This window comes from Fructobacillus fructosus KCTC 3544, assembly GCF_001438695.1.
In the GTDB taxonomy this organism is placed as follows: Bacteria; Bacillota; Bacilli; order Lactobacillales; family Lactobacillaceae; genus Fructobacillus; species Fructobacillus fructosus.
The window spans coordinates 109263-120831 of the sequence record NZ_JQBH01000002.1; the positions used below are offsets into that span (position 1 = coordinate 109263).

Consider the following 11569-nt stretch of genomic DNA (forward strand, 5'->3'; position numbering starts at 1 on the left):
GTTTATTCTTCTCCCGTTACAGTGGTTCCGATATTCTCACCGGCAATCACCTTTTGAATATTGCCAGGTTGGTTCAAGTTGAAGACAACCAGTGGCATGTTATTATCCATGGACATCGTTGAAGCCGTAGCGTCCATCACCTTCAATCCCTTTTGGATAATATCCAAATGAGTCAAATGGCTGAACTTCTTAGCTTCTGGGTTTGTCTTTGGATCAGCATCGTAGACACCATCGACACCGTTCTTTGCCATCAAAATGGCATCGGCATTGATTTCGTTTGCACGAAGTGCAGCCGTTGTATCCGTTGAAAAGTATGGTGAACCAATTCCAGCAGCAAAGATAACAATGCGTCCTTTTTCAAGATGACGAATCGCACGACCACGAATGTATGGTTCTGCAATTTGTTGCATCGTAATGGCTGTTTGGACACGAGTCTGCACACCAGCACGTTCCAAGGCATCCTGCAAAACCAAGGCATTCATGGTCGTCCCAAGCATTCCGGTATAGTCTGCTCGTGAACGTTCCATTCCAACCTTAGAAGCCGGTTCGCCACGCCACAAGTTACCACCACCAACAACGATGGCAATTTCCGTTCCCATGTCGTGAACGGCTTTAATCTCGTTGGCAATGGACGAAACTGTCTCCAAATCGATGCCCTGTCCCTTTGAACCCGCCAAGGCTTCCCCGGACAACTTCATTAGAACACGTTTGTATTTCTTTTCAGTCATGGTGTCTCCTTTTTCTTACCATCCATTATAGCAAAGGATTGGTCTTCCGTCCTCAAAAAAAGTGCCCAAAACGGACACTTTTTGTTTGGTCTTATTGACCGATTTGCTTGGCAACTTCATCAGCCAAGTTTGTTTGTTGCTTTTCGATTCCTTCACCAACTTGGTAGCGAACGAATTCCTTGACCGTCAAACCGTTTTCCTTTGCATACTGAGCAACCTTTTGGTCACCGTTCTTAACAAATGGTTGGTCCAACAATGAGATTTCAGCCAAGAACTTCTTGATACGGCCTTCAACCATCTTTTCCTTGATGTTGTCAGGCTTACCGTTCAAGTCTTCAGAAGCCAATTGAACTTCCTTTTCCTTTGACACAACTTCAGCAGGAACATCTGCATCGGAAACGTATTGTGGTGCAATGGCCGCAATGTGCATGGCGATGTCACGAGCAGCTTCAGCGTTCGTACCATCAAACAATGCCAAGGCAGAGATTGAACCACCCATGTGTGAGTAAGCACCAAAGACTTGGTCGTCGTTCTTTTCCATCGTTTCAAAACGACGCAACGTGATCTTTTCACCAGTAATCTGGGAAACGTTGATGATCATGTCGTTAACCGTACGACCATCTTCGCCAGGCAAAGCCAAAGCAGCTTCAACATCCTTTGGTTGTGCTTCCAAAATGATCTTCGTCACAGCAGCCAACAAGTCGTTAAATTCCTTGTTACCGGCAACGAAATCCGTTTCAGAGTTCAATTCGATGATGGCTGCCTTGTTGCCTTCTTCCATGACATAAGTCATTCCTTCAGCAGCGACACGGTCACCCTTCTTAGCGGCCTTTGCCATTCCCTTTTCACGCAACAAGTCGATTGCCTTTTCGATGTCACCTTCAGCTTCAACCAAAGCCTTCTTGGCATCCATCATTCCAACAGACGTCTTGTCACGTAATTCCTTAACCATCTTTGCTGTAACAGCCATAAATGTGTGCTCCTTTTTTCAAATAAAAATGCCGTACCAGCGTCCCAAGCAGGTCCACCGGAACGGCAAATCAGATAACAAATCGCTTAGTTGTTCTTTTCAACAATTTCAGTGATTTCTTCAATTGATTCTGTGTTTTCGTCGCCTTCGATGAAAGCATCTTCAGCTGCTTGGTCTTGACCTTGACGGCCTTCGATCACAGCGTCAGCCATCTTTGACGTAATCAAACGGATGGCACGGATTGCATCGTCGTTTGCAGGAATCTTCACGTCAACAACATCTGGGTTGGCGTTCGTGTCAATCATGGCAACAACAGGGATGTTGAGCATGTTGGCTTCCTTAACAGCGATTTCTTCCTTCTTAGGATCAACAACAAAGAGCACGTCAGGCAAGTCCTGCATGTCTTCGATTCCACCCAAGAACTTTTCCAACTTGGCTTGTTGCTTCTTCAACAAAACAACTTCCTTCTTTGGAAGACGATCAAAAGTGCCATCTTCGGCCATCTTCTTCAAGTCCTTCAAACGGCGGACACGAGTCTTGATCGTGTTCCAGTTGGTCAACGTTCCACCCAACCAACGGTGGTTGATGTAGAATTGACCGGCACGCGTTGCTTCTTCAGCGATTGCGTCTGAAGCTTGCTTCTTCGTTCCAACAAACAAGATGTTTGCGCCATCAGCTGATGCGTTACGCATAAAGTTGTAGGCTTCATCAACCATCTTCACCGTCTTTTGCAAGTCGATGATGTGGATGCCGTTACGTTCCGTAAAGATGTATGGTGCCATCTTTGGGTTCCAACGACGTGTTTGGTGTCCGAAGTGAACTCCTGCTTCGAGGAGTTCTTTCATTGAAATAACTGCCATTATAGGCCTCCTAGGTTATCCTCCGACCGATTCAAGGTTCGCATGAACATTTCTGCACCTCTGCGTTCTCCTCGGTCGTGTGTATTTTTGTTGCTCACACAACGGTTATTAGTTTACAGGATAGTCACCTATCTGACAAGCTTTTTACGGGAATTCTTTAAGAAAAAAGCCCGCCAACAACATTGGCGGGTTTCCGTTAATCTTCTTGCTTCATTTCTTTGGCTAGTAACTTTGCCAAAGTCGCGTTTTGACCAGTCTTGTCCAAATCATTCCCGTTAGTAACAATCAGGTTTGTGTCGGAACTAGCTAAGGTTTCAAAGGCGTTGATTGATTGGTTATTAAAGTAGTTTTGGTCGGCATTTTTTAGAGCCGTTTGTACTTTATCAATCCGGTAAGCTTCGGCATCGGCACGGGTTTTCGTCGCTTCGGCATTGGCCTTTGCGGTTGCCACTAAGGCATCGTTGTTGGCCTTAGCCCGTAATTCGATGGACTTGGCCTCCCCTTCCGCTTGTGAAATGGCAGCCACTCGTTCACGATCCGCCTTTAACTGCGTATCCATGGATGACTGGATGGCAGCTGAAGGCTTCAACTCGTCAATGTTAATCCGATCAACGTTAATCCCATAGGTGTTTGTTAAATCGCCAATGGCATCGGCCAAGTCCTTGTTAATTTTTGACGTTGAACCAAGCGCTTCGTTCAATTCCATTCGTCCGATGATATCACGAAGGTGCCCACGAACCAACTGCTGCATGGACTCAATGGAATTCGTGTTTTCGTAAAGATACTTTACTGGATCGGTCACGTGGAAGTTTAGGGTGACCGTGGCACCAATGTCGGCGTTATCCTTGGTAATCACGGAATAACCTGCCAACTTCAAAGGTTGCAAAGCCAGTGACACGACCCTGATTTTTTGAATCACGGGCAAGCGGAAGTTCAACCCAGTTGAACGGGTCGATGAATACTTCCCCAACGTTTCCAAAAGGCCCACCGTGTTTTGGGGAACAATCCGAAAACACGTGAACATAATCAAGATGATAATAACAATAATCGAAACAATTACGAGCATGTTTATCCTTTCGCTTCTACTTTTTCGACGACCAGCTGATTACCATCTGCTGCTTTTATCCGGTAGTCCGCATTCGGTTGCCAGTTTTGGCCAGCCACCAAGCGGTAGTGATAAAAGTTGCCGATGACCTCAACGAGTCCCTCACGCGAGTCAAAGGAACTTGCTGGCAGTACCTGACCGACAATGTTTTGTTTTTCAAAGTTTGCAAGCATGCACAAATTCCTCCCTCACCATTAGTTTACCAAGAATTCCACAAACTCGTCGACTCATTTCTCCCATACCGTTGCCGGAACCCCTCGTTCGACTAAAAAGACTTCCTTTTTCTCACGGCTTAGCCTTTTAAAAGTCGCCTCCGCATGCATCGCGTCGTGCTTGCTTTCAAAAGTCGCATAGTAAATCAATTGTAAGGGGTGCCGTGACTTTACCCGGGTGAACTTCGCACCCTTCCCGGATTCGTGGACGTGAAAACGACGGATGGCATCGTCAGAATAACCACCATAAAAATAGCCATCCGCCGTGTAGAGTACGTAAAAATCATAGGTTTTACTTTTTTTGTCAGTCATAAAAAGCACTCCTATTCAATTGTCCAGGGTTGTCCATAGAGAATCTCTTCCACCTGCTTGGTGTAATCATTGGTTGCCGTGTAGGCGACGATAGGTGGTAGTACACGTACGCCACCAGCACGCCCCTGTTTAATCGCTTCAACCAGCACCATGTTTGCTTCTCGATCAGCTTTGCCGTAGACGAACTGAATGTGTTTGACTTCTAATCCCCTGGCAGTCAGTGCAGCAAAAATATCGGCCAGTCGTTCCGGTCGGTGCACCATGAAAAACTTCCCCTTGTTCTTCAGCAACTTATTAGCGGTTTGTGCTAACTTCGGCAAATCAATGGCCACCTCGTGCCTGGCAATCTGGTAGTGCTCATCCTGATTTTGCTTGGTCGTTTCCTTGACCGGAAAATAAGGTGGGTTACAGAGCACGGTGTCAACGGAACCAGGCTTAATCTGGTCAAAAACTTCTTGCATATCCGAATGAATCACGGAAACCCGGTCGTCAAGCTGGTTCAACTTCACCGACCGTTCGGCCATTTTAGCCAAATCGGCTTGTATTTCGACCAACATGACCCGTCCCGTGACTTTCTTGGCATAGAAAAGGCCCACGGCTCCCGTTCCCGCTCCGAGGTCCACCGTTACCCCTCTTCCCTTCTTATTCGGCTTAGCAAAGTGGGCTAAAAGGACTGCATCCAACGAATAGGAGAACATGTCGGGGTTTTGAATCACGTTCACTTGCTGCGATGGTAGACCATCGAGCCGTTCGCCAGCCTGTAAATTCGCTTCTGTCATTTGCCTTTGTCCCCTTTTATAGTAAAATTAAACAGTTAAATCATATTGAAAGGACAAGCTTATGCTTTATCGCTTTATCCGGGTCTTCGTCGTGACCTTGGTTTCCATTATAAACGGACGTACTTATTATTTGCACAAAAATCGCTTGCCGAAAGAAGACAATTACATCCTCGTGGCGCCCCATCGTACCTGGTGGGATCCCGTTTGGTACGCCATGGCGGCCTACCCCAAACGTTTTATCTTTATGGCTAAGAAGGAATTGTTCAAGAACTTCTTCCTGCGCAAGCTAATTGTTTCGTTAGGTGCCTTTCCGGTCGACCGTAAGAACGTTGGTGCCGATGTGATTCGCAAACCCGTCAGTGAATTAACGACGGGTGACCGTTCCCTCATCATGTTCCCCTCAGGTTCAAGGCACTCACAAAAGCTCAAGTCTGGTTCCATCTTGATTGCCAAACTGTCTAAAAAGCCAATCGTGCCCGCCGTTTACCAGGGACCTGTCAAGTTTTCCCACCTTTTCTTGCGTAAGCGCGTCACAATGAACTTCGGTGAACCCATTGTCATCGATCCGAAAGTGAAATTAACCGACGAAGTGATTGCGAAATACAACGAAAAGATTGAAGCAGCCTTTGCCCAGCTCGATGATGAGATCGACCCAAATTGGGTCTACGTTGATCCAAAAGCCAAGCAATAATAAAAAGTCCCGAAGAATTAATCTTCGGGACTTTTTTAGATGAGCAAAATTACTTCTTTTGTGCCTTTTGGCTTTGTGCCTTCATCTGGCTCATCATTTGATTCAACTTCTTCTGTGATGGCTTTTGACCCATCGACATCATCATTGACTTCATCATCTCTTCTGAGATTGGTGGGTTCTTGGCCAAATATGACTTCATCGTGAAGCGCGCCAAGAAGAATCCACCAACCAGCCCAACAACCAGGGCCAAAAGTCCTACTAGTACAAGCATAGTGGTCTCCTTTACCTCTAAAAATCTAATGATAAGTATACCACAAGCAATCACCATCCGTTTCGACTTTTTAATCTTCCTTTCAAAATGCTTAAGAGTGTGAGTCAAGCTTAAGAAAATCTTACGAACATGTGTTTGCTTTTTCGCCTTATTTTCGCTAGAATAATAGCAGATTTAATGAAATGGGAAGAACACTATGGAATCGGATTCAAAACAAATTCAGGTACTCCGCTTCATTCACGAGTACCAATCAAAAAACGGCTTTCCGCCGACCATCCGTGAGATTGGTGAGTCAGTTGGCCTTTCGTCTTCTTCAACCATCCACGGTCACATTTCCCGTCTGATTAAAAATGGTTATCTCTTAAAGAAGGGTGAGAAAACGAAGGCCCGTGCCATCGAAGTAACTGCTAAGGGATTTGAAATGCTTGGCATTTCATCTAACGCTGGTAAGATTCCAGTGCTTGGTCTGGTCACCGCTGGTCAACCCATTTTGGCAGTTGAACAGGAAGCAACGGAATTCTTCCCTATTCCCGAAGATTTAATTCCCTACGACGGTGATCTCTTCATGCTAAACGTTCGCGGTGAATCCATGATTAACATCGGGATTCTTGATGGCGACAAAGTGATTGTCCGCCGTCAACAAACCGCCGACAACGGCGATATCGTCGTGGCGATGAACGAGGACAACGAAGCAACCGTCAAGCGTTTCTTCCGCGAAGCTGGCCACTACCGCCTGCAACCGGAAAACGATACCATGGCCCCCATTATTTTGGACCAGGTATCCATCCTCGGTAAGGTGGTATCACTCTATCGCGATGCCATCTACTAAAAACTACTAAAAGATCAGCATTTTGCTGGTCTTTTTCTTTTGCCATTACACAAAAAAAGACGACACAGATGTGTCGTCTTTTTCATTTTCTACTGCTTATGCCTTGTGAGCTGCTGCATAGCTTTCTGAAACAGGCTTTGTCACGATGTCGTTAATTTCACCAAGCAACGTGTTCAAAACTTGTTCAGCGGCCATCAAGGCCTTGATCTTTTCGTCAGCTTGAACATCCTTCGCAATGGCGTCCCATTCCTTCTCCTGTTCAGGAGTTGGTGTCTTTTGGGCCTGCATCATTTGTTGCACCGTCATTTGAATCGTTTGGAATTGCTTGAAGAGTTCCTTTGACTTGTCATCGCCTTGAACATCCTTGAAAGCCTTTTCCCATGATTGGTATTGCTCAGTTTGCGTCAATACCTTTGCCATCTCGTTTGCGTTATCGTAAATATTTACTGCCATTTATGTCAGTCCTTTCTTATCTAAACAACTTCAACTACTTTTACTAGTTGAACCATCCTGTTACAGTATCCCATACTTTATTAGCACCGGCAACCGTTGTGTCCACCCCGTTTTGAATGTTCTTCTTCGCGTTATCCGCCCATGAATTACCATCCGATGATGAGCTGGTTGAACTTGTGGTCTTATTAGCATCCGATACCGTAAAGGAACTTTCTTCGGTGTTTGGTAAAATCTGCCCCATCGAAGTTTTGACCAGGTTTCCGATTGTTGACATTAAGCCAATTGGGAGTGAACTTGAACTATTGCCTTCAATTCCTTCCCATGAAACTTGGACCACATCGTTGGTATAGGCAACTGCCCATGAATCCTTTGATGAGTTCGAATTATTGGTCGAATTAGGGTTTTCCGTTGTTCCGGTCTTTCCAGCAATTGTATAGCCAGTTGGTGTGGCCCCCTTACCAGTACCGTTGGTATAGGTACCAAGCATCATCTTGGTCATCTTGTCGGCAATCGACTTGGAAATTAATTGTGTTTGCTTAGCCTTTGGTTTAGCCACGATTGTCTTCCCCGAAGCATCCACAATCTTAGTGATGTAATGGGCCTCTGACATCTTTCCGCCGTTTGCAAAAGTCGTGTAGGCAGCAGCCATTTGCTGTGGTGAAACACCCTTTGTCAAACCACCAAGTGCCAGAGCGTAATTCTTATCGGAAGAAACCAAGTTCAAACCAAACTTCTTACCCCAAGTATAACCAGTATCCACCCCTAACTTATCAAGCAAGTAAACCGCAGGAATGTTGTACGAATGCTCGAGGGCTTCGTACATCTTCACATTACCCGTTTCAACGTTCAAGGCGTTGTTTGGCGAGTAGTTATTCGTACCGAAACTCATCTTTTTGTTTGGTAACTCGGTATTAATGGAATAGCCATTGACTAAGGCCGGCGTGTAGACAACCAATGGCTTAATAATCGATCCTGGTTGGAGCTGTGACTGGTTGGCGCGGTTAAAGCCACGGTAAGTATGGGTCGTTTCCCGACCACCAACGACTGCGCGAACACCACCTGTTTTGGCATTTAAGACGACCGTAGCGGCTTGTGCCTCCGACTGATTACCGAAGAGCGAGCCCTTCTCGTAATCATTTTGTAGGTTTTCCTGATCCTTTTGGTTCAGCGTTGTATAAATCTTATAGCCCTTATTCATGATGTCTTTTTCGGTCAAGCCATAAGTATTAATTGCTTCATTAATGACCGAATCAAAGTACCAAGGGTAACGATAAGATTCATCGCCCGTGTAATTATCAGAAAGCGTGATGTTCGTTGCCTTTGCAGCAGTAGCTTCCGACTTGGTAATCTTCTTATTTTCAACCATTGTTTCGATAACCAGGTTTCGACGAGCCTTTGACCGGCCTGGGTTATCAATTGGGTTAAAGCCAGAAGGATTGGTGAGCATTCCCGCCAGCGTTGCCGCTTGTTCGGTATTCAACTCCGAAGCATGAACACCAAAGTATTTTTCAGAAGCATCCTCAACACCCCAGACACCATGACCAAACCACGCGTTGTTCAGATACATGGTCAAAATGTCGTTTTTCGAGTAAGTTTTCTCAACCTGAACAGCTAGGAAGATTTCCTTAAACTTACGCGTAAACGTCTGTTCCTGCGTCAAGTACGCATTCTTCACCAACTGTTGCGTCAAAGTCGATCCACCACCAGAAATGGTTTCGGAACCCGTCAACTTATTCTTAACTAGCAAGAAGGCTGCGCGGGCCAAACCCTTGATTGAAAAACCAGGTTCCTTATAGAAGTTACGATCCTCAATCGAGAGCACCGCGTTTTTCATCGATGGAGCAATTTGATTATATTTGACGTAGGTTCCCTTTTGCGAATAGAGTGAACCGGCTTTATCACCCGAATTATCGTAAACGTCGGTCGTCTGTGAAAGCGACTGCTGCAAAGATGAAACGTGGGCCGTCTTCGCGTTCACAATGCCATAGGCAGAACCCGCCAAGAAAAGGGTCATGACCATTAAAATCAACAAACGACCAATCTGATAGCGATTCCACACTGGTGCAATTTTTTGCCAACCAGCCGTCTTTTTAATTGAAAATTTTCTGTCCATTTCGTTTCCTAGAGCTAGTTGCTCGACTCAGCATGAAGCATGTTTCGCTGTCTGCTTTCTTACATTTCCTTTGGTGCCTTTACCCCAAGAATGGACAAAGCCACTGTCAATGTTTCGGAGACGGCAGCCACCAAAGCAAGGCGGCCATTCTTGTTATCGTCGTCAGTCAAAATCTTAGAGTTGGCGTAGTACTTATTAAAAGCACGGGCCAAACCAAGGGCGTATTTAGCCACCACAGATGGTTCGCGATTCAAAAAGGCACGACGCACCGTTTCAGGGAAGGCATTCAAGGCCGTAATAATTTCCCAAGTGGCGGGATCGTCCAAGTGAATCTTGTCCTGATCGACCGTTACGCCAGCCTTACGCAAAATGGACTGCGCACGCGCGTTGGTATACTGCACGTAGGGACCGGTATCGCCTTCAAAACGCACCACTTCGTCAATCTTAAAGTCAAAGTTATTCGTTCGATCGTTCATCAGATCGTGGAAGACAACGGCACCAGCACCCACTTCTTCTGCAACCTGGTCCTTGTTGGCCAAGGTAGGATTCTTTTCTTCAATTTGCTTCAAAGCCAACTCATGGGCATCGTCCAAGACGTCCTTCAACAAAACCACGTCACCCTTACGGGTCGACATTTTCTTACCGTTAAAGGTAATCAACCCGAATGGAATGTGTTCAACGTCATCTGCCCATGGCAAATCGAGGAGTGACAAAACAGCCTTCAATTGCTGGAAGTGCTCGCGCTGTTCACCACCAACGACATAGAGAGACTTGGCGAAATGATAGGTATCCTTACGGTACATGGCTGCTGCCAAATCACGGGTCATGTAGAGCGTGGCCCCATCGTAACGCTTAATCATGGCAGGCGTCAGGTTTTCGTTAACAGGTGACAAATCAACGATTTGTGCCCCTTCCGACTCCTTTAAGAGATGCTTATCCTCCAATGCCTTGACAACGCGGTCCATCTTATCGTTATAGAAGGCTTCCCCGTTATATGAATCAAAGGTGATGCCCAAACGATCGTAAATTTCAGTAAATTCCTTTAATGACTCTTCACGGAACCATGACCAAAGCTTGTGCGCTTCTGGATCACCATCTTCCAGCTTCTTAAACCAAGCGCGTCCTTCGTCGTCCAACGCTGGGTTTTCCTTGGCTTTTTCGTGGAACTCCACGTAATACTTCAGCAATGTCCCGATGGGATCTGCCTTCACTTCCGCTTCGGAACCCCAAGTCTTGTAGGCATAAATCAGCTTTCCGAACTGCGTTCCCCAATCACCCAGGTGGTTGATTTTAACTGGCTTGTAACCATTTTTAGCGGACAAGTTGGCCAGTGCATTTCCAATAACCGTTGAACGAAGGTGGCCCATCGACATTGGCTTGGCAATGTTAGGCGATGACATGTCGAGCGCAATCGTCTGCCCCTTCCCATCGCTGTTTTCACCGTAGTTCATGCCGGCTTTCAAAACCTTTGTCAACGTTTCGGCCGTTACCTGCTTCTTATCTAAGAAGAAGTTAATGTAGGGACCCGTTGCCACGACTTTTTCGAAGGCGGACTGGTCGATTTGTTCAACCAAATCAGCCGCAATCATTTGGGGCGCTTTTTTCAATACCTTTGCCAACGTAAAAGTCGGAAAGGCTAAATCCCCCATTTTATGGTCTTTTGGTGCTTCCACCTTATTGAAAATTTCTTCCGTTGTTAAATCCGGTAGAACCGCCTGCAAGGCGGTCACTACTGCCGTTTTTTCTGCCATCGTTTCGTCCCTTTCAATGTTTAAAAGCAGGACCCATCTCGACATATCTGAAGAGACGAGCCCTGCCCGCGGTACCACTCTAATAGTTAGCATGGCCAACCACTTTTGTTTATCAAATTGTTTCAGAAAAAGTGGCGCGGGTCAGGGGCAAGCCTTGACTCACACTACCGCCAAGGTCACTGGATGCTAGCCATCCTGCCTTCTTCTTTTTCTATTCTTCTTCAGCCGGTGCTTCCTGAATCACTTCCACATCAGCCATCCGAACGACTCCCCGGTGATTCATTTCGTTAACCGTGGGTTGGTCTGCTGGATCGTTTTCAATGATTTCGACAAGCAGTGCGTTGTCGTAAACCTTCTCGACTTTGCCAGTAAAGGGCTTTTCCAAGTTTCCGTAGGCTGGTGCCAAAAGCACATCCCCCACGTGATACTTAGCTGCTTGTTCTTCGTCTGTCTTTGCCATGAAAGCCTCCGATTCCTTATTAGAAACTAATTATA

At 46.1% G+C, this 11569-nt stretch carries 14 protein-coding genes; 2 read left to right on the forward strand and 12 right to left on the reverse strand.

Features of this window, described 5'->3' with window-relative positions; genetic code table 11:
* Positions 1–2: 2 nt before the first annotated feature.
* The 7 genes from pyrH to IV71_RS01595 all read right to left on the reverse strand — a co-directional run bounded on the left by pyrH (position 3) and on the right by IV71_RS01595 (position 4966).
* Positions 3–728 carry a UMP kinase gene (gene pyrH / locus IV71_RS01565; protein ID WP_056994995.1) on the reverse strand — a complete coding sequence of 242 codons (726 nt, stop codon included), beginning with the start codon at positions 726–728 and terminating at the stop codon, positions 3–5.
* 91 nt (positions 729–819) lie between these two features.
* Positions 820–1698, reverse strand: a complete 879-nt coding sequence (tsf, locus tag IV71_RS01570; RefSeq protein WP_010690698.1) for a translation elongation factor Ts — start codon at positions 1696–1698, stop codon at positions 820–822.
* A gap of 86 nt (positions 1699–1784) precedes the next feature.
* Positions 1785–2558 (reverse strand): 30S ribosomal protein S2, encoded by a 774-nt coding sequence (gene rpsB, locus IV71_RS01575; RefSeq protein WP_010690696.1) that lies wholly within the window; start codon positions 2556–2558, stop codon positions 1785–1787.
* 196 nt (positions 2559–2754) lie between these two features.
* Positions 2755–3582 (reverse strand): SPFH domain-containing protein, encoded by an 828-nt coding sequence (locus IV71_RS01580; RefSeq protein ID WP_029489768.1) that lies wholly within the window; start codon positions 3580–3582, stop codon positions 2755–2757.
* A 44-nt stretch (positions 3583–3626) separates the two neighbouring features.
* Positions 3627–3836: a hypothetical protein gene (locus IV71_RS01585; protein ID WP_010690692.1), complete on the reverse strand. Its 210-nt coding sequence runs from the start codon at positions 3834–3836 to the stop codon at positions 3627–3629.
* Between the two features lie 54 nt (positions 3837–3890).
* Positions 3891–4187, reverse strand: a complete 297-nt coding sequence (locus tag IV71_RS01590; protein ID WP_010690690.1) for a GIY-YIG nuclease family protein — start codon at positions 4185–4187, stop codon at positions 3891–3893.
* Positions 4188–4198: 11 nt separating this feature from the next.
* The gene (locus IV71_RS01595; protein WP_010690689.1) at positions 4199–4966 is read right to left on the reverse strand and encodes a tRNA1(Val) (adenine(37)-N6)-methyltransferase; all 768 of its coding nucleotides are present in this window, start codon (positions 4964–4966) and stop codon (positions 4199–4201) included.
* 61 nt (positions 4967–5027) lie between these two features.
* Here IV71_RS01595 and IV71_RS01600 point away from each other — a divergent pair, with 61 nt between their 5' ends.
* Entirely contained in the window at positions 5028–5657 is a 630-nt protein-coding gene (locus IV71_RS01600; protein WP_010690687.1) for a lysophospholipid acyltransferase family protein, read from the forward strand.
* Positions 5658–5706: 49 nt separating this feature from the next.
* Here the strand turns inward: IV71_RS01600 and IV71_RS01605 are convergent, their stop codons facing one another.
* On the reverse strand, positions 5707–5928 hold the full coding sequence (locus tag IV71_RS01605) for a YneF family protein (RefSeq protein ID WP_010690686.1): 222 nt from the start codon (positions 5926–5928) through the stop codon (positions 5707–5709).
* 196 nt (positions 5929–6124) lie between these two features.
* Here IV71_RS01605 and lexA point away from each other — a divergent pair, with 196 nt between their 5' ends.
* Positions 6125–6757 carry a transcriptional repressor LexA gene (gene lexA, locus IV71_RS01610; protein WP_010690685.1) on the forward strand — a complete coding sequence of 211 codons (633 nt, stop codon included), beginning with the start codon at positions 6125–6127 and terminating at the stop codon, positions 6755–6757.
* 96 nt (positions 6758–6853) lie between these two features.
* On the opposite strand, the gene IV71_RS01615 is transcribed toward lexA, so the two are convergent.
* From IV71_RS01615 to IV71_RS01630, 4 genes are all read right to left on the reverse strand, one after another.
* Positions 6854–7210 (reverse strand): YlbF family regulator, encoded by a 357-nt coding sequence (locus IV71_RS01615; RefSeq protein ID WP_010690683.1) that lies wholly within the window; start codon positions 7208–7210, stop codon positions 6854–6856.
* Between the two features lie 43 nt (positions 7211–7253).
* Entirely contained in the window at positions 7254–9323 is a 2070-nt protein-coding gene (locus IV71_RS01620) for a PBP1A family penicillin-binding protein (protein WP_010690672.1), read from the reverse strand.
* Positions 9324–9382: 59 nt separating this feature from the next.
* The gene (gene argS / locus IV71_RS01625) at positions 9383–11074 is read right to left on the reverse strand and encodes an arginine--tRNA ligase (protein ID WP_010690670.1); all 1692 of its coding nucleotides are present in this window, start codon (positions 11072–11074) and stop codon (positions 9383–9385) included.
* Positions 11075–11285: 211 nt separating this feature from the next.
* The gene (locus IV71_RS01630) at positions 11286–11534 is read right to left on the reverse strand and encodes a hypothetical protein (protein WP_010690669.1); all 249 of its coding nucleotides are present in this window, start codon (positions 11532–11534) and stop codon (positions 11286–11288) included.
* Positions 11535–11569: the final 35 nt, after the last annotated feature.

Excerpts from the sequence above, each read along its gene's own strand:
- IV71_RS01595 (WP_010690689.1), bottom strand. The coding sequence starts at position 4,966 with ATGACAGAAGCGAATTTACAGGCTGGCGAACGGCTCGATGGTCTACCA.
- IV71_RS01580 (WP_029489768.1), bottom strand. The coding sequence starts at position 3,582 with ATGTTCACGTGTTTTCGGATTGTTCCCCAAAACACGGTGGGCCTTTTG.
- tsf (WP_010690698.1), bottom strand. The coding sequence starts at position 1,698 with ATGGCTGTTACAGCAAAGATGGTTAAGGAATTACGTGACAAGACGTCT.
- argS (WP_010690670.1), bottom strand. The coding sequence starts at position 11,074 with ATGGCAGAAAAAACGGCAGTAGTGACCGCCTTGCAGGCGGTTCTACCG.
- IV71_RS01600 (WP_010690687.1), top strand. The coding sequence starts at position 5,028 with ATGCTTTATCGCTTTATCCGGGTCTTCGTCGTGACCTTGGTTTCCATT.
- IV71_RS01620 (WP_010690672.1), bottom strand. The coding sequence starts at position 9,323 with ATGGACAGAAAATTTTCAATTAAAAAGACGGCTGGTTGGCAAAAAATT.
- IV71_RS01585 (WP_010690692.1), bottom strand. The coding sequence starts at position 3,836 with ATGCTTGCAAACTTTGAAAAACAAAACATTGTCGGTCAGGTACTGCCA.
- lexA (WP_010690685.1), top strand. The coding sequence starts at position 6,125 with ATGGAATCGGATTCAAAACAAATTCAGGTACTCCGCTTCATTCACGAG.
- IV71_RS01630 (WP_010690669.1), bottom strand. The coding sequence starts at position 11,534 with ATGGCAAAGACAGACGAAGAACAAGCAGCTAAGTATCACGTGGGGGAT.
- IV71_RS01615 (WP_010690683.1), bottom strand. The coding sequence starts at position 7,210 with ATGGCAGTAAATATTTACGATAACGCAAACGAGATGGCAAAGGTATTG.
- rpsB (WP_010690696.1), bottom strand. The coding sequence starts at position 2,558 with ATGGCAGTTATTTCAATGAAAGAACTCCTCGAAGCAGGAGTTCACTTC.
- IV71_RS01590 (WP_010690690.1), bottom strand. The coding sequence starts at position 4,187 with ATGACTGACAAAAAAAGTAAAACCTATGATTTTTACGTACTCTACACG.
- pyrH (WP_056994995.1), bottom strand. The coding sequence starts at position 728 with ATGACTGAAAAGAAATACAAACGTGTTCTAATGAAGTTGTCCGGGGAA.
- IV71_RS01605 (WP_010690686.1), bottom strand. The coding sequence starts at position 5,928 with ATGCTTGTACTAGTAGGACTTTTGGCCCTGGTTGTTGGGCTGGTTGGT.